This is a genomic window from Halonotius terrestris, assembly GCF_006861665.1.
GTDB lineage: Archaea > Halobacteriota > Halobacteria > Halobacteriales > Haloferacaceae > Halonotius > Halonotius terrestris.
In genome coordinates this window covers 543,693-563,689 of sequence record NZ_RKLU01000002.1, presented here as the reverse complement: position 1 = coordinate 563,689, position 19,997 = coordinate 543,693, and the positions used below count along the sequence as shown (strand labels likewise).

The following is a 19,997-nucleotide window of genomic DNA, read 5'->3' as shown; positions in this document are numbered from 1 at the left end:
TGCGGGTTGCCAACGCGACTGATTGCTCCGTTGTCAACATTTATGAATCGAGGGCAAAGAGGCACGCGTATGCCTGACCGGCCCGCTCTTGCCGATGCCTTCGAAACAATTGGGTCCCTTACCGACGACGACATGAGCGAGCGCGATGTCGAGAACTTGTTCCTCGAAAACGGGTTCTACGACGCGCTCGGCTACGACGGCACCGGCGTCGATATTCGCAGCGAATTCACGCTCCCGGACGCCCGCCGTCCGGATTACATCACGCTGGATACGAACGAAGCGGTGACGGCCGTATATGAGTTCAAAACGACGGGTCGGTCACTGCCAGACAACGAGGACCAGCTGTTTCACTATATGGACAATCTGCGGGCGGAATATGGCGTCCTCGCCAACGGGGAATCGTTCCGGCTGTACCGTCGCGGGCGGGACAGCCCGCTGGTCGTCGTCTCGATGGGCTCGGTCAGCGACAGCGATCTCCGGGATATCGAAAGTGCCCTCCAGAAACGCGATTTCGAGTTGACTGACCCGGACGATGTCGACCAGTTTATCGACGATCTCGATCCGATCCCGCTCGACGAGGAGGCCGAGCTCGGACAGGAACACTTCTTCGACACCTTCCGGCTCGAAACCGGCAGCCCGTTTGCGAACCTCGTAACTGGGTTGATGGATCTGCTGGAAGAACTCCGCGACGAGCGCGAAGCGAAGTTCGTCAAGGGAGCCTACGATTTCTGGGAGGCGACCTACGCAAGCGAGCCCGACGAGGTGCCGGCGTCGTGGGAGCCGTTCATCGACGGCGATCAGTCGTTGCGGGACTTCATGTTCTGTCTGGAGAGTGCCCATGCCCTGATGGCACGGTTGCTGTTGGCGAGGGCGACGGAGGATCACGATTTCTTCGCGGGGACGCCCTACGAGGATCAGGGGATGGTCAGCTACGTCAGCGGGCTGGAAGGGTTCGGCCAGACGATCAACCTCGATGCGTTCCCGGTCGCCGCCGACAACCTCATCAACGACATGCAGGACCAACTCGTCGAGGGCCTGTTTCAGGACGATATCTTCGTCTGGTGGACTGACGGCTACGCCGAACAGCTCACCACACAGCACGACACCGGCGTCAGTCAGTTCACGTCAGTCGCCGAGGGCACCGACAGCGTCGAGCGGATCAGCGAGGCCACGCGGAACCGGTTCAGCCGCGCGGTCGCGGAGGTGTTTTTCAACGTCCTGCGGTTCGATTTCGGCGATGTCGAGGGCGACCTGCTCGGCGACCTCTACCAGCGGTATTTCGACCCCGAGACGCGGAAGGCCCTCGGCGAGTTCTACACGCCGCAGCCGGTGATCGACTACATCATGGACGGCGTCGGCTACGACCGCGGCGTCTCCGGCGAGCGGCTGATCGACCCGGCCTGTGGCTCCGGCACCTTCCTCGTCGAGGCCGTCGAGCGGTATCTCGACGACGTGCGCCGCTACGAGGACGACCCCGACTGGAAGGACCACCTCCAGGACCTCTGTACGCGGCCCCGCGTCGTCGGCCTCGATATCCACCCCTTTGCCGTCCTGATGGCCCAAATTCGCTTCGTCGTCGCTATTCTGCCGGCTTATCGGGAGGCCAAACAGGCCCATCCGGAGTACACGATCCGCCGGCTGCCGATCTACCGCACTGACACGCTGCGGAACGAACGCGAGTTGACCGGCGCGGATATCGGCGACGACGGCAGTCGGCAGATGACCTTCGACGCGATGACCGAAGACGAGCAGGACGTGCGGATTCCGGTGCCGCTGCCAGTCGAAGTCGACGAGAGCGAGGTCGACGAAACCGAGGACGGCTTTCTCGTTCGCCGGGTGCGGATGCCGCTGTTCGATACGATCCAGCTGGAGACAGGCGTCGGCAACTTCGGGGAGTATTTCGCCGCGCTCCAGGGCGTGTTGGATACGGTCAAAGACCACATGGCTATCGCCGAGGAGTTCGGCGACGAGTTCGACTGGACCTACCAGAGCGGCTTAGAGGAGCGGATCAATCACCACACCGACCAGCAGTACGACGGCGTGGAGGAGTTTTTCGCGCCCTACGTCGACGACATGCTGGAGAACGTGCGGTATCTCAAAGAGGAGCACAACGACGGCCGGCTGTTCAAGATGTTCGAGGATACCGTCCTCGCGCTGGTCGTCAAGAACTACATGGAGTACGACTACGTGGTCGGTAATCCGCCGTACGTGAGCATCAAGAACCAGCCAGATCGACAAAAGAAATATATCCGAGAATTATATGATTCTGCTGTCGGTCAATTTGATCTCTACTGTCCATTTTATGAACGAGGTCTAGACTGGCTAACAACTGATTCTGGGAGATTGGGATATATTACGCCGAATCAATTTATGACAACGGAGTATGCATCTGATCTCCGAGAAATCTTACTCGATTCGACAAATGTCAACGAGATCTATGACTTTAGAGATTCCGGTGTTTTCGAAGATGCAACTAATTACCCGGCAATAGTGATAGCCGAGTCGGAGTCCAATAAAAATAACAGAGAGTCCAACGACATACGTTGCGTTCGGGTAAAATCAAGTGTAGACGAGGATACTGGCCGTGAACTTGATGACGAAATAGTTGAGGCCGTTCGTAACCGCAGGAATGAACCAGGATATAGTGATGAATATATCGATGTATTTGATTTCCCTCAGAGTGAACTTAGCAGTGATTTCTGGGCTCTAATGCCACCAAAAGAGCTTGATATATTCAAAAAGTTAGAAAATAAAGGTGATAAGAGAATCGGTGAAGTAACTGAATCTGTTTTCCATGCAACATCAACTAGTGCTAACGGGATTTATGTCGTAGAATTGTTAGATGCAGACAGGATACATCCTGATGATAAGGGCGATACCGTCACTGTTGTTCCAACAGGTGGCTCAGAACAATTTGAAATTGAGACGGATCTTCTTCGTCCGTTTTTGAAAGGAGATGATATCGAGCGGTGGAACGCAAATTGGTCTGGACTACATCTTATCCATCCATATCTTGTTGAGAAGGACAGCGATGGGAACGTGACGAAGGCGAATCTCTATTCAAAGAAGCAGTTGAAAGAAGATTTGCCTCTCACATGGGAGTTTTTCTTATCTCACAAGGAAGGGCTGGAAGCACGAGAAAGAGGTCGAAAAGAGGGAGATGAAGATTGGTATGGATACATATACGACAAAAATTTAACTAAATTTGAGAATCCAAAAATTGTTCAAGCACATATCGCCGAAGAAGCGACCTATATGGCAGACCCAGATGGCGTGTGGTATTTCACAACTGCCTATGGTGTCCTTCTTGAAGAAGAATATAGAGATATCACTAACCAAGTATTGTGTCAGCTAAATTCAAATCCGTTAGATTTCTACTTCAAACATATTGCTAATATCAAAGCTGGCGGCTATTATGAATACATTGCTCAGTATGTCGAAAAAGTACCATGTCTTACCAGCCGAGATGATGTTGAGTTCGACAAAATAAATCAGTCGCTTAGTGAGATTATTTCTACAATCGATCTTGAAAGCAAAGTCGACCGCTTCCCGGAAGCCTACCTCGGCGAGTACGACGGCGAACTCGAATACATCACCTACGAGTGGCAGACCCGCCGCTACCCGGTCGACGCCGAGGTACAGGGCGACGTTGAGGGCGAGTTCACGGTCCAGGCCGGGCGGTCGGATACGATTTCCGACCCGGCGATGTACGCCGACGACCGCCAGGCCCGGAAGCAACGCGCCGAGTACGTCCGCGCGGCCGTCGACGGCCGGAACGTCAAAAGCGGCGCGGAGACGACGATTCCGATTCCCCGCAGCGACGACGGTGTCACCGCGCTGCTGGCGACGCTGGCCGACGACCGCGAGACGGTCGCCGACACGAGTATCGAGGACCTTGAAGCCGAGATCGACCAGGCCGTCTACGACCTCTTCGAGCTGACGCCCGAGGAGCGCGAAGTCGTGGAGGAGTATCTGGAAGTGTTCTAATCGGTCGAAAACTGCTATCGAACTCGGGAGTCAGTAGCTACGCTGCTAACTCTTCGGGCGTGGTCGGAACGGCGGAGTTTCGTTCGGCCTCTTCGAGCAGCCCCTCGCGCCGCCGTTCGATGGATGCCATCATCTCAGGGTGGCTCCGATAATACTCCACGGCTGCCTCGACAGCCGCTTCCGGAATGTCGAAGCGGTCGGCCACCCCGCTCGCCGACCGGTCACGCTCTGTGACCTGTGTCGCCAGAAAGTGAACTCCGATGCGCGTGCCCTTCACACGCGGCTTCCCGTCGATGACGGTCGGCGAACTCGTGATCCATTCCTTGGTTGCGGGCTGTTCTACTGCCATAGATGGGATTACACAGTGGCTGCACTTTACTCTTTGTTCAAAATCTGCTTCGGTGGCATGGAACCCTTGTTGTGAGGATTCGTTTCGTTCGCCAGGACCTATTTGAGCACTCAGGAATCCGCGCTACGGCGTATGATACTACTGTCCACAGTGACAACAGTACGGTAGCAGCTATGGATGCGACGGAACGGATTCGGGTGTCAACCGAGGTAAAAGCGGCACTCGAAGCGGAACAACAGCCCGACGAGAGCTACAGCGAGACCATCGAACGGCTGATCGAGGACCGCATCGAACGCCGCCGGGAAGCCATTCGTGAGGGTGCCGGGCTGTGGGAGGGAAGCGATGCCGGAGCCGAGGCGGAGCAAATCCACGACGCGATGAACGACGAACTCGGCCCGAATAGCTGACCCGGACGTTTCTTTCACCGATCAAAGCTATTCGGGCAGGCTCTCACAGCACGTCCTACCGTCCGCGAACCAAACGCGTTTTATATACTCACGGCAAAGCGACGCCAAGGAGATTACACCATGGAAATGCCACGCCGGATGAATACGTACTGTCCGCACTGTGACGCTCACCACGAACACGAGGTCGAGAAGGTTCGCTCCGGTCGCTCGACCGGCATGAAAAAGGTCCAGGACCGCCAGCGCGACCGCCAGACCTCTACCATCGGCAACGCCGGGAAGTTCTCGAANGTNCCCGGTGGCGACAAGCCGACGAAGAAGACNAACCTCANGTACCGCTGNNNNGACTGTGGNAAGGCTCACNTCCGCGNGGGATGGCGCGCCGGCCGACTCACCTTCCAAGAATAATGACCGGAAACTTCGTCACCGTCGAATGCAGCGACTGCGGCAACGAACAGACCGTCTTCGAGAAGACCGCGACGGTCGTCAACTGTGCGGTCTGCGGCACCACGCTGGCGACGCCGACCGGCGGCAAAGCCACGATCGAGCACGAAATCGTCGAGACCGTCGAGGCACGGTAGGCCCCCTGTGAGGTGGTCAGCATGAAATACAGTGGCTACCCCGAGGTCGGCGAGCTCGTCGTCGGCGAGGTCGACGAGATCGCTGATTTCGGCGTGTTCGTCGATCTCGACGAGTACGAGGACAAACGCGGGCTATCCCACATCAGCGAGGTCGCCAGCGGCTGGATCAAAAACGTCCGCGATCACGTCCAAGAGGGCCAGACCGTCGTCGCCAAAGTCCTCGATGTCGATGAGGACTCTCAACAGATCGATCTCTCGATCAAGGACGTCAACGAACACCAGCGCAAGGACACCATTCAGGCGTGGAAAAACCAACAGAAGGCCGACAACTGGATGGAGCTCGCCCTCGGCGAGGACGTCGACGACGACACCTACACCACCGTCGCCAACGGCCTGCTGGCCGAGTACGAAACGCTCTATGAGGCCTTCGAGCAGGCGGCGATCCACGGCACCGATGCCCTCGACGACACCGACCTCGCCGAGGACCACGTTGACGCCATCGTCCAGACCGCCCGCGAAAACGTCTCGGTTCCGTTCGTCACCGTCACGGGCTACGTCGATCTACGCTGTCCGACCCCCGACGGCGTCGACGACGTGAAAGAAGCCCTCCAAGCGGCCGAAGGTAACGGCGAGGTACCCCCAGAGGTCGAACTCGAAGTCACCTACGTCGGCGCGCCTGAATACCGCATCAAAGTGCAGGCCCCGGACTACAAAACTGCCGAGGCCGAACTCGAAGCGAGTGCCGCCCGCGCGACCGAGGCGATCGAAGCCGCCGGCGGCGAGGGCGAGTACCACCGCGAGCGACGCGAAGACGACGAGTAATACGCCTCGATCCTTGCTTCTCTTCTCTCCATGAAATCCGACATCCGTGTTTGCGGTTCGTGGGAAACCGAACACGACCGACCGGTCTACAGCCTCGGCGACACCTGCCCCGAGTGCGGCAACCCTACCGCAAACAGCGCGCCCGCGCCGTTCAGCCCCGAGGACCCTTACGGCGAGTACCGACGGGCTCTTAAGCGGCGCGACCACTCGTAGGGCCATGGACGAAATCGAGATCACGTCGCTCGCGGAGCCCGAGCTCCGCGATCCGGTGTTGATCGAAGGGCTACCGGGGGTCGGTCACGTCGGCAAACTCGCCGCCGAGCAGCTGGTCGAAGAACTCGACAGCGAATTGGTGCGACAGGTCTACGCCGACGAATTCCCGCCGCAAGTCACTGTCGACGACGAGGGTGTCGCCGACCTCACCTGCGCGGAGTTCCACGCCATCGAAACCGAGGGTGAGGGTTCGGACCTGCTCGTGTTGACCGGCGACCATCAGGCCGCCACCAACGACGGCCACTACAAACTGACGGCAGCGTTCCTCGATGCAGCCGAATCCCTCGGCGTCGAGACCGCGTACGCGCTGGGCGGCGTCCCGACCGGCGAACTCATCGAGGAGTACACCGTTCTGGGCGCGGTCAGCGACGGCGATCTCAAACCCCCACTCGAAGATGCTGGCGTCGAGTTCCGCAGCGACGAACCCGCCGGCGGTATCGTCGGCGTCAGCGGGCTCATCCTCGGATTGGGTGACCGCCGGGGCATGGACGCAGCGTGTCTGATGGGCGAGACCAGCGGCTACCTCGTCGATCCCAAGAGCGCGCAGGCTGTGCTCGAAGTCTTGCAGGAGGTCATCGGTTTCGAGGTCGACTTCAGCACGCTGGAGGACCGCGCCGAAGAGATGGAGGAAGTCGTCGGCAAGATTCAGGAGATGCAGTCCCAACAGCAGGCCATCCCCGACGAAGAACTCCGATACATCGGCTGACTCGCTGGGGCTTTTTTAGGCAGAGTCAAGATACAAACCGGTGGCTCCCGTTGGCCCCTGTATGGCATCCGAACTCGCGGACGAACCGTGTGAAGCCTGTACCTCCGACGACGAACCGATGGACGAATCTGAGTATTCGGAGTATCTCGCCGAACTCGACAGCGACGTGTGGGACGTGATCAACGATCACCATCTCGAAGCTTCCTACGAATTCGAGGACTTCCGTGACGCCCTTGAGTTCACCTACGAGGTCGGCGAACTCGCCGAAGACGAGTGGCACCACCCGGACATCAGCCTCTCGTGGGGCGAAGTCGGCATCGATATGTGGACCCACAAGATCGACGGCCTGCATAAGGCCGATTTCGTGATGGCCGCCCGGATGGATCGGATTCACGAGGACTACGCCTAAGCTATTTTTCAGGAGATAGTTCGCTCTCGCCGCTGACCACTTGACCTTACCAGCTAACCGAGACGCGTTGCTATCGAATGGTATCGCGTGTGCCAGCGGAGGGCTGAACCGCACGAACCGGAGGGCTGGGAGGACTTACGGTTCGGGCGCGACCGGCGGTTCGGCCTTCTCGTCGAACTCGTCTTCGAACTGTTGGAGGAGCTGGCCCATCTCGGCGTACCAATCGTTCAGCAGCCGCTGCATGTCGTCGCGGATGATCTCAGGGGCGACTGGTTTGTAGACGTGGTAGTAGCCGCCCTGTTCGTAGTTGATCTGTTCTTTCTTGATGACACCCGCCTCAAGGAGGCGTTGGACCGACCGGTAGACGGTTGACCGTTCCCGATCGACCGACGCCGCGAGGTCATCGACTGTGAGCGGGGAGTCGGCCTCGACCAGGAGTCTGAAACACCGACGGTCGAGGGATTTGAGGCCGTGGAAGCACTCAAGGAGGCCGTCACAGTCCATCTCTGTTTGCAGCATTTCTGCAAGCGAGGGATTCATTTCACTTCGCCCAAGAATTATTTTCCACGGCAAAAAGCTTTGTCGGGTTGTACAACTTACTTTTCAATCAATAAAGTAAGCACTTGTGATACCTAGACATCGCTGCAACGCTGTTGCCGAAAAAGAAACGCCGGGCGTTAGATCCGGCCGACGTCTTCGACCGAAACGCTCTCGACACCGTCGACTTCCGAGAAGGCTTCTTCGACGACTTCCGTGCCGCCGGCGTCGTCGGNGACGATNACGGTCGGNAGNAGNGCNACGAGGCCGAANGCGACGTCNTCGCGCTCGAAGCCGTTGATCTNNGCNCCCTCNGGNAGNGNNGCCTCNAGNCGNTCCTGNAGNNCGTCNAGGTCGATGTCGGGGCTCTGCGGCATGACCTTCATGTTGGCAGCGACTTTCCCCATCGTTATGGCCCTCGGAAGCCGCAGTCGGGACACTCATAGAGGTTGCTCTGCTTCCGGCATTTGGCACACCGGTTGATCTCACAGCCACAGTCCGGACAGTCGAACGAGGCCGCGTTCATCCCGGCGACTTTGATGCCACAGGAGACACACTGTCGCTCGGTCTGTTGTTCGGATTCACTCATACACGGAGAGACCGGCGCGCGCTTTTTAACCGTTGTCTTTCGGGTTTTCGCTCTCGCCTGCTGCCGGCAGCAACGCCGCCTACAGCATCAACGGCCCGATCAGCACACCCATCAGATGGACGCGTCGCGTGCCGAACCGCGGCGGTAACAGCCCGACGATGGCAGCAACCGCGAAGACGCCGACGCCGAACCACCCAGTAAACAGCCACGAGAGACCGGCGAGAAACACCAAAACGACCGCCGAGACGGTCGTGTACTCCATGTTGCCAACGGTCAGCAGGTACCTGTCGCCGACGGAAACGACCAGCAAGAAGCCCGCCGCCGCGCCGATGATGACGGCCGTCAGCAACGCGGGCACTCGCAGCGGTACGCCGGTGTTGTCCATCGCCACCAACACGCCCGTTCGCGGCGTCCCCAGCGCGATGAGTGCGAACAACGCGAAAACAGTATTTGCTGTGTTGGCTCCGCTGGTAGCGACGATGAACCCCCGATCCGGATCGCGGTTCGGCAGTGCCGGCAGCGCGATCACCGACGCGATCGCTGCCGACACGCCCGGGAGATAGCCGACGAGCGCGCCAGCGAGCGAGCCGGCTCCGGCCGTCACCCCCAGATCCCGCCGCGGCATCGTCAGCGTCGCGTCGGCTTGCGGCGGGACGCCGTCGCCGCCCATCGCGTCCAGCAGGATCGGCGCGCCGAACAAGCCAGTCAACAGCGGCGTCAACATACTCCCGGCAGCCAGCGGCGCGGCTGGCTGTACGTCAAGCGTTGCCCAGCCTAAAGCGGCCGCTAACCCGAACGCGAACAGGCCACCGAGGGCGGCCCGCGGCGACGACTCAGTAAGGACGAGAAGACAGACGACGGCAGCCAACACGAGCGTGAGATGCGTCCGGATCGTCGGATAGCCCCGAACCATGAGCCACGTAATCGGCAGTGCCAGCGGCAGGGCGATAGCGACCGCAAGCGCGCTGCCGACCGCCGAGAGTCGAAGGGCTTCGCGGCCACGACCCGCCAACACAAGCCGGTGGCCCGGGAGTGCGGCAATCGCCATCGCCGCGTCGGGCACGCCGAGCGTGAGCGCGGGGACGATATCGAGAAACGTGTGGACGACGCCCGCGGTCAGCATGGCGACGCCGAGCAACAGCGGATCGAGCGGGATCGACGGCGCGGTCGCCGCCAGCAACACCGCGAAGTTGTTGGCATGGAGTCCCGGCACGAGTCCGCTACAAGTCCCGAACGCAACGCCGCCGAAGGCGACAGCAACGACCGACACGGTCAGTCCCGGATCGACGCCGAATCCCAGTCCCATCGGACTGGCTGGCCGCGGCTTCACGGTTAAAATTCCGGCCGGCTGGCTGCTCGACTGCTATTCGAGATGCGTCGCTATCCGGGAGCGTCATCGCAAAAAATACGGAACTGCTGTGTGACCGCGATTCAGCCGAAGAGGTTGCCGAGGCCCTCGCCGTCGGCTTCCTCGTCCTCGTCACCGGCGTCGTCCGGGACGTCGGCGTCGTCGCCGTCGTCAGCGTCGGCTTCCTCGTCGTCAGCGTCGTCGCCCGCGTCGTCGGCACCGCCGGCGTCAGCCGACGCGCCACCCGCGGAGGCCCCACCGGCTGTGGGGGCTGCGGCTGCGGTCTCGACGGCTTCCTCGATGTCGACGTCTTCGAGCGCGGCGACAAGGGCCTTGACTCGTGACTCCTCGACATCGACGCCTGCGGCTTCGAGGACTGCGGTGATGTTGTCTTCGGTGATCTCTGCGTCTGCTTCGTTCAGGGTGAGTGCTGCGTAAACGTATTCCATTGGTGTAATCCTCCGTTGTTAGAGCATATCGAGCCCGGCACCGGCGTCGCTGTCGTCGTCGCCGTCGTCGGCCTCGGTTTCGGCTTCTTCGTCGTCAGTCTGTTCTTCGTCTGCGTCGGTCTCCTCAGCCTCGCCGTCGTCAGCCTCGTCGGCTTCCTCGGCAGCGTCGTCATCGAGATCTTGGAACTCCTCGGGGAGTGCCTCCGGATCGTCGATCTCGCTGACAAGGGCTTTGACCTGTGCGTCGGCCTTGCCGATGAGGTCATCGACGATGTCCGGGCTCTCGACGGCGGCAGCGAGGGCGACGGATTTCGCCTCGCCGGTCGCCTTGGCGATGAGCGTCGGCGCGGTCTGGGCTGTCGGGTAGCCCGCGTTGACCGAGAGGTTCCGGGCGGCCGCGGCGGCCGACTGGATGTCCTCGCGGTAGGCGTCGACGTCCAGTTCGAGTTCCTCGGGAGCGAACAGCACGCCTTCCGAGTAGACGCTCTTGAGGTCGAGGCCGACCTCTTTCGGCTCGATGCCGAGTTCGCTCAGGACGTTTTCGAGATCGGCGTCGACGGTCTCGCCAGCCGAGAGGACGGTGCTGTCGGAGAGCACCTGAATCGAGCCCTCTTCAATGCGGGCGTCCGCACCGATCTGTTGGAGTTCGCCGACGAACGGNCCNGGNTCGACNCCNGTGTCACCCTCNGGGATGACGATGTCGTTNGGCGCGACCTCGCCCGCGNTGATCGGNGCGGGNGTCTTCGANGCNTCGAGCTGCTNGAACAGNNCGAANGGGTTGTCGTTCGTGCCGATCAGGGCGACCTGGCCGGCGACGTGTTCGGTGAGCTGCTCGACGCCATCGTTGACGTCCTCAAGGGCGCGAACGACGAGCGTGTTGCGGCTCATCCGGACTTCCGCGCTGCCGTGGAGTCCACGCCGCATGGACTGCAGTTGGCGGCTCGGAATGCCTTCGACGCCGACGATGCCGACCGAGGCGTACCGCTCGATGAAGTCGGTCAGCTCGTCGACTTCGTCCTGTTTCCACTGTGGGATGGTCTCGGTTTTGCGGACGGAATCGCTACTACTCATTAGGCATCCACCTCAACAGCGGGGCCCATCGTCGTTTTCACGTAGATGGAATCGAGGTTNNGNGGCCCCTTNTCNAGGTCCGCTTCNANTCGNCGGATGATGACGTCGATGTTGTCGGCGATATCCTCGGCGCTCATGTCTTCGGCACCGACGCGGGTGTGGAAGGTCCGCCGGTCGCGGCTCCGCACCTGGACGGTGTTTTTCATCCGGTTGANCGTCTCGNCGACGTCGTCGTCNGGCTGNAGNGGNGTCGGCATCTTCCCNCGNGGACCGAGNACGGTCCCGAGNTAGCGGCCGATGTCCTGCATCATGTNCGCCTCTGCGACGAAGAANTCCGTCTCGTCGGCGAGGTCCTTCGCGGCGTCGNNNTCGTCNCCGAGNTCCTCGAGNTCGTCNCNGGAAAGGACTTCGTCGGCAACGCTTTCGGCCTGCAGGGCGGTTTCGCCCTCCGCAAAGACGACGATTTGTGTCTCTTGGCCGGTTCCGGACGGGAGCACGATGCTCTCGTCGACGCGATTCGATGGATCGTCTAAGTCTAGATCACGCAGATTTACCGCGAGGTCGACGGTCTCCCGGAAGTTCCGTGGTGGGGACTCGTCGAGCGCGCGAGAAACTGCTTGTACTATCGTATCGTCTGCCATTATTCACCTCCGTAGTACGCAGGAACGCTCCTACGGGTCAGTGACACAGGCGAGGCCTGTCTCATCGGAGGGTAGGGGATGAGGCTTAAAAGACCGTCGAAGGCGATTTCAACGTCTGTGGGTCGTTCACACGGCGTATGGCCCGATTCGGTAGCTTTCAGTCGTCATCGCGGTAGGCGTCACCGCCACGCTTCCGAATGCTGAGAACATACAGTACGTTCGCCGTCCGATCAAGCCGACACGCGAGTCGAAACGGACCGACGCGCAGCTTTTCGTGAGGCGCGCCCGCCAGCGGTTCGAGGTAGTCGGCTGGCTCTCGCCACTGATCGGTGACGATCTCGTCGAGTTTCGAGGCGATCCGCTCCCGTCCGTACTCGTCGAGCCCGTCGAAATGAGATTTCCCTGTCGCGGTCAGCCGCCACTCCCAGTCGATTGTCATTCCTCGCCAGCACCGTCAAGGCCGTACTCGGCTTTGATTTCGTCGCTCGTGTGAACGTTCCCCTGTTGGATGTCAACCTCGCTTGCCGCGATCGCTTTGAGATCAGCGCGGTTGCACTCCGGGTGTTTGACTGCGTCCCGAAGCACGTCCCGGACGTACTCGCTTCGACTGTTGTAGCCGAGTTCCTGCCACGTGCCATCGACATCGGCGAGGAACGTTTCGGTCATCCGGATGTTGACTGTCGTTTTCGTCGGCGAGTGTTCGGCATCGGACATACCAGTGTGTTGAATTTGTGTTGCAAAAGCAGTTACGCCACTCTCGATCACTGTCGCTCTCCGAAAATCGACCGAAAGACCGCCTCAGTGTCGGAGCGAAAATCAGGCCGTCGCTTCGGCGTCGTCGACGAGGATGTCGTCGTACTCGCCGTCGTCGACGCGCTGTTTGAACGTTCGGGCGTCCTCGCCGTCGATGGTGACGCCGAGGGTCATGCAGGTGCCACCGACCTCTTTGGCGGCGTTTTTCACGTCGTAGGAGAGCAGATCCGTCGACTTCTGCTCGGCGACCTTCTTGACCTGTTCGACGGACATATCGGCGACGAAGGTCTCCTGCGGTTCGCCGNNGCCGNTNTCGAAGCCGNNTTCGTCCTTGATNAGNNCNGNCGTCGGCGGCACNCCNACGTCGATCNNGAAGGAGCCGTCGTCCTCGTANNNGACGGTGACNGGGACNTCCNTCCCGTCGAANGCNTCGGTCNNNTCGTTGATNTNCTNNACGACNGCCTGCACGTCNACNGGNGTCGGNCCGAGTTCGGGNCCNAGCGGCGGNCCNGGGTTGGCCTGCCCNCCGGGGANGAGNACTTCGATAGTTCCAGCCATANNCNNGTTCAGCCGGCCGCTGCTTTTAACGGTTGTTTTTTGCCCAGCCCCACGCGGGACAGTGACATACCGCCTTAGAGGTCGACTGCGAAGCTCTCAACCGACCCGGCTTGCTCGGCAATCGAGCCTAGCAGTTCCCCGACGGCATCGAGATCGTCGGTGTCGATCACTTCGACCGGCGTGTGCATATACCGGTTCGGAATCCCGAGATTGAGCGACGGAATCCCGTTGCGTGAGGTGTAGAAGGCGTCGGCGTCCGTGCCCGTTCGGGTGCCCGTCGCCTGTAGCTGGATGTCGATATCACCCTCATCTGCGGCCTCGCGGGCGAGAGCAACTACGTTCGGGTGGTTCGCACTCCCGCGGGAGACAACCGGGCCGTCGCCCAACTCGACCGGTCCGCGATGTTTACCGCTCACGTCGGGATTGTCCGTCGCATGCGTCACGTCGACTGCGATAGCCGCGTCGGGGTCGAGGTCGAACCCGACCATCTGCGCGCCCTTGATGCCAACTTCCTCCTGGACCGTGCTAACCGCATAGACCGTCGCATCGACATCGCTCTCGACGGCGCGGCGTAGTCCCTCGGCCGCACTCCACGTGCCGACGCGGTTGTCCATCCCGCGGGCCGACAGCCGGCTGCCGTGGAGTTCGAACAGCTCCGTCGAGAAGGTGAGCGGATCGCCGACCTCGACGAGTTCATCGGCCTCGTCGCTGTCAACCGCGCCGATGTCGATGAACTGGCCGGCGATGTCGGTGTACTCCTCGCTTCCCGTATCACGGAGGTGGATCGCGGTCTGGCCGATAACGCCCTGTATCGGGCCGTCGTCAGTGTGGACCGTGACGTGTTGGCCCTGCGAGATGGTGCGGTCGGAGCCGCCGATCCGGCTGATCCGGAGAAAGCCGTCATCGAGGATGTCGCGGACGATGAAGCCGATCTCGTCGGCGTGGCCGCTGAAGGCAATCTCGGGGCCGTCGCCCGACCCCTCGTGGACGGCGATCGCGTTGCCGTAGTCGTCGGTGCGGACCGCGTCGGCGAACTCGCGCACGTAGTCGATCCAGACCTGCTGGCCGTCGGTCTCGAAGCCCGAGGGGCTGGGCGTCGAGAGCAGCGATTCGAGAAACGCACGCTGTTGGGCTTCCATACTCGCGGTAATTGATAGCAGCCGTATCAACGTAGCGTTTCAGCGGCTCTTGCAATCGTCAGGAAATTCGAGCATGTCCGAAGCATTGAATTAGAGGCGTCTAATTCATTTCTATAGAACACCGAATATGCCTGCCGGGAGCAATCTATGACCGCGTTCGCGGAGATCGTCGTCATCGCGGCCATCGCGCAGTTGACCGTCCTCCCGGGCGAGAAAGTCCAGTTCATTATCGCCGGGCTCTCGACGCGGTTCAAACCAGCTGTCGTCGTCGCAGCCGCCGGTGCAGCCTTCGCCGGGTGGACCGTCCTCGAAATCCTGTTCGGCGAGGCCCTCCAGCGCGTCCTTCCGGGGGTCGTCCTCGATATCGTCACCGCTGGCCTGTTCCTCGTGTTTGCCGTCCTGCTCGTGCGGTCGGCACCGGGCGGCCCCGACCCCGGTCGCGGCAGCGGCACCGAGACCGACGGCGGCGTCGTCACCGACCGAATCGCCGATATCAACCCCGAATTCGAGGTCGGCGGCGTCACCGTCGGCGGGCAACTCGGGGAGTTTCTCACCATCTTTACGATGATGGCTGCCGGGGAGTTCGGCGACAAGACCCAACTCGTCACGATCGGGCTCGCCGCCCAGTACGGCACGACGGCCGCGATCTGGCTCGGTGAAATGATCGTCATTATTCCGGTCAGCCTCGCCAACGCCTACTTCTTCCATCGGTTTTCCCACCGATTCGACGTGCGGAAGGCCCACTACGCGGGGGCCGTGCTGTTCGCGTTCTTCGGGCTGGATACGGTGTTGGGAATACTGACCGGTCCAAACGCGGTTTTCGGCCACAACAGTCTCTGGGAAGCGATCGTGACTGTCGCCTCCGAAGTGCTCCTTACCACGGTGTAGATCCGGTTCGTTTCGCAGTGTAATTTCGATTCGCTGCTTGTGATGGCATGGAGGGTAACGACTATATTGGTCCCATCGCACACAAATCTAGATACCCAGGGATGACAACGCAGACGCCGGCAGTCAAGGAACTGACCGCCGAACAGTTTCGAGCCCTAATCGAACAGAGTTCGGATGTGATTACGGTGGTCGACGAAAACGGTCGAATCCAGTACGAGTCGCCGAACTCTGAGCGGGTCAAAGGCTGGTCGGCCGAGGAGCTGATCGGCGAGAACGTTCTCGACTACGTTCATCCCGACGACAGAGACGAGGTGCTCGATCAGTGTGCGACGCTGCAAGCCGAACGCGGCGTGACCGACGAGGAAATCGAGTTCCGATTCGAGCACAAGGACGGCGAGTACATCTGGCTCTCGGTGACCGGGGCTGCCCCGACCGAAGAGATTCCCGTCGACGGCTACGTGTTGACGAGTCGTGACATCAGCACACGAAAAGCATACGAACAGCAACTCATCGAACAGCGCGACGACCTGGAAACGCTCAACGAAGTGCTGCGCCACGACATCCGCAACGACCTCCAGTTGATCAGTTCCTACGCCGAGATGCTGGAGGATCACGTCGACGACGAGGGCGAGCAATTCTTGGCGACGATCCGAGAGAGTGCAGCCAACGCGGTCGATCTCACGGCATCGGCCCGTGATCTGGCCGAAGTACTGCTTCGCCCCGATGTCGACTGCGAGACAGTGGCGTTGGCACCGATCCTCCGCGACCAAATCGAGACGATCCAGTCGACGTACGGCCACGCCTCGCTCGCCGTCGACGGATCGATCCCAGAAATCGACGTACGGGGTGGTGACCTCCTCTCAGCGGTGTTCAGAAATATTCTCAAGAACGCGATCCAGCACAACGACAAGGAAACACCCGAGATCACCGCCTCGGTCGCCCTCACTGACGACGACACCGCAATGGTGCGCGTCGCCGACAACGGGCCGGGCGTCCGCGACGAGATCAAAGAGGAGATCTTCGGCAAAGGCGAAAAAGGGCTTGAGAGCGCGGGCACCGGGATCGGCCTCTATCTCGTCCGGACGCTCGTCGAGGGCTACGGCGGCGGGGTGTGGGTGGAGGACAACGACCCCGAGGGCGCGGTGTTCGTCGTCGAACTGCCGCGGGCCGACTGACGGGTCGTCGACGCGCCAGTCGTCAACGACGACGAGGCGGGATGGTTTCTGCCACACGCGAGCCCCCGCACAAGGACTTTTACTCGCAGGCACCCCAGTTTCGCTATGGATCTCTTTCGCAGCGTCCAAGCGGTCGCCGACACCGACGACGGCGGGATCATCGACTGGGATAGCGTCGCCGCCGCCGCAAAAGCCGGGACGCCGAAGGGTGATCTCGACCTCTCCGCCGAGGAGCAGGCCGGCTACCGCAACGATGTGCGGGATGCCCGCGACCGCCTCCGATCGGTCGGCGAAGTCGAGTTCGATTTGCCGGAGACCATCGAGATCCAGCACCGCCACCACTGGATCGACGCCAACATCGAGACGTTCCGGCGCGTCGTCGAACCGCTGGAGTCGACGCCGACGATGTTGCCAACGGTCTCTCGTACGATCAACACGGGGACGATGGCCCTCACCCTCGGCTTTCTCGGCCGGAACGTGATGGGCCAGTACGATCCCCTCTTGTTGGCCGACCGCGGCGATCACGCACTGTACTTCGTCCTGCCGAACATCCGGCGCGTCGCGGGCCAACTCGATGTCGCGTACCCACGGTTCCGCCGCTGGATCGCCTTCCACGAGGTCGCCCACGCCGCCGAGTTCGGGGCCGCGCCGTGGCTGCCCGAATACCTCGAAACGAGGATGCAAGGCAGCGTTACCGCGCTTTCGGAGGGGTCGATCGAGACCGAAGGCTTTCAGGAGTTAATGGCCGCGATGACCGCCGTTGAGGGCTACGCCGAACTCCTGATGGATCGCGCCTTCGACGGCGAGTATGCCGACCTCCGCGAGAAACTCGACGCCAGACGGCAGTCGGGTGGCCCGTTCCGCAAGCTGATGAGCCGGCTGCTCGGGTTGGGGCTGAAACGCGACCAGTACGAACGCGGAGCCGCGTTCTTCGAAGCCGTCGCCGATGCCCGCGGGTTGCCCGCCGCCAACGCCGTCTGGGAATCACCTGAGAATCTCCCGACTACCGAGGAAATCGATGAGCCGACTCGCTGGCTGGGCCGTGTCGACCCCTGAAAACGCAAAAAAGAAGTTTTGACTGCAGTGTGCAGTGGTGCTACCGGTTTTTGAGCGTCGTCCGATACTCCCGCAGATTCCGCAGAACGAACCACAGCAGGAGGGCACCGATCCCGATCCCGATTCCGAAGACGGCAGCGAGCTGTAGCGGCGTCGGATCGACTTGGAGGGCCATCAGTGTCATCGAAGCCGCGACGAGGAGAACGAACCCGATTTTCAGCCGGGTGTTTGCGGTCTGCTTTTCGGTATCGCTCAGGCTTGAGCCGACCATCAGGCGTCCCAGTTGAACAGTTCGTCCTCGTCGGTCTTGAGGTCCGCCTCAGGGGCTGAGACGTGTAGCGAGACGAACTGCCACGTGCCGTCGGCCTCGTTGGCTTCGAGCGTCCCGGTCCACCGAGTTTCGAACTCGTAGTCGGTGTCGAGCGTGGTATCGGTCCACGCCAGCGTCACGTCGTCGTGGAACCACCCGTAGTCGTCCCGCGTCGTCACCGAGAGGTCGTGGCTTTCGACACTCCAGTCGTCGGTCGTCGCCGTCTGTTCGGAGAGTTCGTCAGCAACGTCGGGATAGCCGACGTGGCGGTCGCTGAGGCTGATCTTGACGATCGCCAGTGACTCCGCGAAGAACGATGAGAGCGCGTCACCCTCCCGCAGCGCGTCGTAGTAGGCCGTGATCGTCGCTTCCGCGTCCTGCTTCATACCGGAGTCTCACTCGCAGGGGGCTTGAAAACCGTGCTTTTCGTTTGGCCTTGCTTCTACTCGAACCCACGCCCAACATCGTCGGCGTCGATCAACTCCTCCAGTTCGCTGTCCAGCAGTTCTTCTGCCTCTTCGAAGGTGTCCGATAGCGAGTCCAGCCGATCGGGTCGCTCGCTGAGTTCGTACTCCATCGGCCCGAACGCCGGGCTGTCGATAGCGTCCATCATATCGGTAAAGAAGTCCTCGGCCGTCGTCGGGGCTTCGGCGTGGACTTTGACGGTTTGCTCAAGCTCGCGGGCCATGGATTCGGCTTCAGACTCGTCGTCGGGCGGTTGCTGCATCGCAAACCGGCCGGCGTCCTTGTCCTCGCGGTCGGGGAACAGCGGATCGAGGTCTTCGTCGACTTTGCGGGCGACCTGCGTGCCGACGCCGCGGAGCTCGGCGGGGTTTTTCGCGTAGGTTTTGAGTTGGTAGACGCCGCCCGTGGGGTGGCCGAGATAGAAATCCTCGCCGACGCCGTTGGCTCGCTGGCCGGCGATAGCCCGCCACCCCTCGGGATCACGGTCGCTCTCGACGACCTCCGAGAGGATGTCCTGCCAGTTCTTGACGCGCATAGCGAAGAATTGGACGGCGAGAGAATGAGCGTTTGGGTCTACGAGTGACTCACGACTGCAGCGGCTTCATATCGCAGTTGGCGGCCAGTGCCTCTTCGACTTCGTCGTACGGCGGGAATGCGGGCCACTCGTCGGCGACCCACGAGTACAGCACCGTCTGATCGGTGTCGATGAGGAAGACCGCGGGGCGGGCTTCGGCGACTGATTCCATCCCGTCGAGATCGTTGACGACGTCGTACGCCTCAGCAACGCCGTTCTGGGGGTCGCTGAACAGCCGCGTGTCGATGCCGCGTTCGTCGATGAACGTGTTGTGTTCGTACGGCGAGGAGATCGAAAGCCCGACGAGCGTCATCTCGTAGCTGCCCTCGAAATCTCTGTCGCGCAGCTCGTTCCAAATGTAGGTCGCCGGGAACGCGCCGTCCATCGGGTAGAAGACGAGCAACACCGGGTCCTCCTCGGCCAGCGACGACAGCGACACGTCCTCCCAGTACTCATCGGAGACGAGCGGGCGGGTGAAATCCGGAGCCTCGTCGCCTTCGGTCGGGTGGTCGGTGTCAGGGAGATCGACGATATCGAAATCGAGATCCATCAGTTATCGCCTCCGTAGGTGTTGTCGAGGTACTCGACGATATTGCCGCTCTCCGACATCGTGACGCCGGTCGTCTCGTCGACGATAGCAGGTACCGTCCGGGCACCGCTGACGCGCTTGACGACGTTGCGGTCGGAGTGCATCGGTTCGACGAACCGCGATTGATACTCCAGCCCGTAGTCGGCGAGCTTGCGGACGACGCGCTCACAGAACGGACACGCCTGCAGCCGATACAGCGTGATCGGTGGCTCCTCGGTTTCGCTCATGGAGCGTTGTATGGGTGAAACAGGGGTAAAGACTTCGCTGGCGGGCAGACTGACTGTTTCTCAACCGACAGCTTCGAGCACCTCGACCCAGCAGCCG

At 61.1% G+C, this 19,997-nt stretch carries 28 protein-coding genes; 11 read left to right on the top strand and 17 right to left on the bottom strand.

The window, feature by feature from the left end; translation table 11 throughout:
- Window positions 1–69 precede the first annotated feature (69 nt).
- Complete coding sequence (locus EGH24_RS06490) at window positions 70–3,987, top strand: Eco57I restriction-modification methylase domain-containing protein (protein WP_142979340.1); 3,918 nt, start codon at window positions 70–72, stop codon at window positions 3,985–3,987.
- A 37-nt stretch (window positions 3,988–4,024) separates the two neighbouring features.
- Here EGH24_RS06490 and EGH24_RS06485 read toward each other — a convergent pair whose 3' ends face one another.
- On the bottom strand, window positions 4,025–4,336 hold the full coding sequence (locus EGH24_RS06485; protein ID WP_142979339.1) for a DUF433 domain-containing protein: 312 nt from the start codon (window positions 4,334–4,336) through the stop codon (window positions 4,025–4,027).
- 173 nt (window positions 4,337–4,509) lie between these two features.
- Here EGH24_RS06485 and EGH24_RS06480 point away from each other — a divergent pair, with 173 nt between their 5' ends.
- From EGH24_RS06480 to EGH24_RS06450, 7 genes are all read left to right on the top strand, one after another.
- A complete protein-coding gene (locus EGH24_RS06480) occupies window positions 4,510–4,743 on the top strand; it encodes an antitoxin VapB family protein (protein WP_142979338.1) in 234 nt (77 codons plus the stop codon).
- A 120-nt stretch (window positions 4,744–4,863) separates the two neighbouring features.
- Window positions 4,864–5,148, top strand: a complete 285-nt coding sequence (locus EGH24_RS06475) for a 50S ribosomal protein L44e (protein WP_142979337.1) — start codon at window positions 4,864–4,866, stop codon at window positions 5,146–5,148.
- Window positions 5,148–5,321, top strand: coding sequence for a 30S ribosomal protein S27e (locus EGH24_RS06470; protein ID WP_142979336.1), 174 nt, complete (start codon window positions 5,148–5,150; stop codon window positions 5,319–5,321). Before EGH24_RS06475 ends, EGH24_RS06470 begins: the two co-directional genes overlap by 1 nt.
- A gap of 21 nt (window positions 5,322–5,342) precedes the next feature.
- Window positions 5,343–6,143 (top strand): translation initiation factor IF-2 subunit alpha, encoded by an 801-nt coding sequence (locus tag EGH24_RS06465; RefSeq protein WP_142979335.1) that lies wholly within the window; start codon window positions 5,343–5,345, stop codon window positions 6,141–6,143.
- Window positions 6,144–6,173: 30 nt separating this feature from the next.
- Window positions 6,174–6,356 (top strand): RNA-protein complex protein Nop10, encoded by a 183-nt coding sequence (locus EGH24_RS06460; protein ID WP_142979334.1) that lies wholly within the window; start codon window positions 6,174–6,176, stop codon window positions 6,354–6,356.
- A 4-nt stretch (window positions 6,357–6,360) separates the two neighbouring features.
- Window positions 6,361–7,122, top strand: a complete 762-nt coding sequence (locus EGH24_RS06455; protein WP_142979333.1) for a proteasome assembly chaperone family protein — start codon at window positions 6,361–6,363, stop codon at window positions 7,120–7,122.
- Window positions 7,123–7,183: 61 nt separating this feature from the next.
- Entirely contained in the window at window positions 7,184–7,531 is a 348-nt protein-coding gene (locus EGH24_RS06450; RefSeq protein ID WP_142979332.1) for a 4a-hydroxytetrahydrobiopterin dehydratase, read from the top strand.
- Between the two features lie 135 nt (window positions 7,532–7,666).
- Here EGH24_RS06450 and EGH24_RS06445 read toward each other — a convergent pair whose 3' ends face one another.
- The 11 genes from EGH24_RS06445 to EGH24_RS06395 all read right to left on the bottom strand — a co-directional run bounded on the left by EGH24_RS06445 (window position 7,667) and on the right by EGH24_RS06395 (window position 14,616).
- Window positions 7,667–8,071 carry a helix-turn-helix domain-containing protein gene (locus EGH24_RS06445; protein ID WP_142979331.1) on the bottom strand — a complete coding sequence of 135 codons (405 nt, stop codon included), beginning with the start codon at window positions 8,069–8,071 and terminating at the stop codon, window positions 7,667–7,669.
- Window positions 8,072–8,208: 137 nt separating this feature from the next.
- Window positions 8,209–8,475: an elongation factor 1-beta gene (locus tag EGH24_RS06440; protein ID WP_142979330.1), complete on the bottom strand. Its 267-nt coding sequence runs from the start codon at window positions 8,473–8,475 to the stop codon at window positions 8,209–8,211.
- A gap of 2 nt (window positions 8,476–8,477) precedes the next feature.
- Window positions 8,478–8,657, bottom strand: coding sequence for an HVO_2753 family zinc finger protein (locus EGH24_RS06435; protein ID WP_142979329.1), 180 nt, complete (start codon window positions 8,655–8,657; stop codon window positions 8,478–8,480).
- A 79-nt stretch (window positions 8,658–8,736) separates the two neighbouring features.
- Window positions 8,737–9,963, bottom strand: coding sequence for a tripartite tricarboxylate transporter permease (locus EGH24_RS06430; RefSeq protein ID WP_142979328.1), 1,227 nt, complete (start codon window positions 9,961–9,963; stop codon window positions 8,737–8,739).
- 125 nt (window positions 9,964–10,088) lie between these two features.
- Window positions 10,089–10,454, bottom strand: coding sequence for a 50S ribosomal protein P1 (rpl12p, locus tag EGH24_RS06425; protein WP_142979327.1), 366 nt, complete (start codon window positions 10,452–10,454; stop codon window positions 10,089–10,091).
- Window positions 10,455–10,472: 18 nt separating this feature from the next.
- Entirely contained in the window at window positions 10,473–11,525 is a 1,053-nt protein-coding gene (locus EGH24_RS06420) for a 50S ribosomal protein L10 (protein ID WP_142979326.1), read from the bottom strand.
- Window positions 11,525–12,166: a 50S ribosomal protein L1 gene (locus EGH24_RS06415; protein ID WP_142979325.1), complete on the bottom strand. Its 642-nt coding sequence runs from the start codon at window positions 12,164–12,166 to the stop codon at window positions 11,525–11,527. The genes EGH24_RS06420 and EGH24_RS06415 overlap by 1 nt, the downstream gene beginning before the upstream one ends.
- A gap of 157 nt (window positions 12,167–12,323) precedes the next feature.
- The gene (locus EGH24_RS06410; protein ID WP_142979324.1) at window positions 12,324–12,605 is read right to left on the bottom strand and encodes a type II toxin-antitoxin system RelE family toxin; all 282 of its coding nucleotides are present in this window, start codon (window positions 12,603–12,605) and stop codon (window positions 12,324–12,326) included.
- Complete coding sequence (locus EGH24_RS06405) at window positions 12,602–12,880, bottom strand: ribbon-helix-helix domain-containing protein (RefSeq protein ID WP_142979323.1); 279 nt, start codon at window positions 12,878–12,880, stop codon at window positions 12,602–12,604. Before EGH24_RS06405 ends, EGH24_RS06410 begins: the two co-directional genes overlap by 4 nt.
- A gap of 102 nt (window positions 12,881–12,982) precedes the next feature.
- Complete coding sequence (locus EGH24_RS06400) at window positions 12,983–13,477, bottom strand: 50S ribosomal protein L11 (protein WP_142979322.1); 495 nt, start codon at window positions 13,475–13,477, stop codon at window positions 12,983–12,985.
- A 74-nt stretch (window positions 13,478–13,551) separates the two neighbouring features.
- Window positions 13,552–14,616 carry a M42 family metallopeptidase gene (locus EGH24_RS06395; protein ID WP_142979321.1) on the bottom strand — a complete coding sequence of 355 codons (1,065 nt, stop codon included), beginning with the start codon at window positions 14,614–14,616 and terminating at the stop codon, window positions 13,552–13,554.
- A gap of 147 nt (window positions 14,617–14,763) precedes the next feature.
- Here EGH24_RS06395 and EGH24_RS06390 point away from each other — a divergent pair, with 147 nt between their 5' ends.
- From EGH24_RS06390 to EGH24_RS06380, 3 genes are all read left to right on the top strand, one after another.
- Window positions 14,764–15,504 (top strand): TMEM165/GDT1 family protein, encoded by a 741-nt coding sequence (locus tag EGH24_RS06390; RefSeq protein WP_142979320.1) that lies wholly within the window; start codon window positions 14,764–14,766, stop codon window positions 15,502–15,504.
- Between the two features lie 101 nt (window positions 15,505–15,605).
- A complete protein-coding gene (locus EGH24_RS06385) occupies window positions 15,606–16,679 on the top strand; it encodes a two-component system sensor histidine kinase NtrB (protein WP_185903250.1) in 1,074 nt (357 codons plus the stop codon).
- Between the two features lie 105 nt (window positions 16,680–16,784).
- Window positions 16,785–17,735 (top strand): zinc-dependent metalloprotease, encoded by a 951-nt coding sequence (locus EGH24_RS06380; RefSeq protein WP_142979318.1) that lies wholly within the window; start codon window positions 16,785–16,787, stop codon window positions 17,733–17,735.
- 40 nt (window positions 17,736–17,775) lie between these two features.
- On the opposite strand, the gene EGH24_RS06375 is transcribed toward EGH24_RS06380, so the two are convergent.
- Genes EGH24_RS06375 through EGH24_RS06355 form a run of 5 tightly spaced genes read right to left on the bottom strand, consistent with a single transcriptional unit; the run spans window position 17,776 to window position 19,900 of the window.
- On the bottom strand, window positions 17,776–18,006 hold the full coding sequence (locus EGH24_RS06375; RefSeq protein ID WP_142979317.1) for a hypothetical protein: 231 nt from the start codon (window positions 18,004–18,006) through the stop codon (window positions 17,776–17,778).
- Window positions 18,006–18,431, bottom strand: coding sequence for a nuclear transport factor 2 family protein (locus tag EGH24_RS06370; RefSeq protein ID WP_142979316.1), 426 nt, complete (start codon window positions 18,429–18,431; stop codon window positions 18,006–18,008). The genes EGH24_RS06375 and EGH24_RS06370 overlap by 1 nt, the downstream gene beginning before the upstream one ends.
- A 56-nt stretch (window positions 18,432–18,487) precedes the next feature.
- Window positions 18,488–19,045 carry a hypothetical protein gene (locus EGH24_RS06365; RefSeq protein ID WP_142979315.1) on the bottom strand — a complete coding sequence of 186 codons (558 nt, stop codon included), beginning with the start codon at window positions 19,043–19,045 and terminating at the stop codon, window positions 18,488–18,490.
- 49 nt (window positions 19,046–19,094) lie between these two features.
- Complete coding sequence (locus EGH24_RS06360) at window positions 19,095–19,634, bottom strand: redoxin domain-containing protein (protein ID WP_142979314.1); 540 nt, start codon at window positions 19,632–19,634, stop codon at window positions 19,095–19,097.
- Entirely contained in the window at window positions 19,634–19,900 is a 267-nt protein-coding gene (locus EGH24_RS06355; protein ID WP_142979313.1) for a glutaredoxin family protein, read from the bottom strand. Before EGH24_RS06355 ends, EGH24_RS06360 begins: the two co-directional genes overlap by 1 nt.
- Window positions 19,901–19,997: the final 97 nt, after the last annotated feature.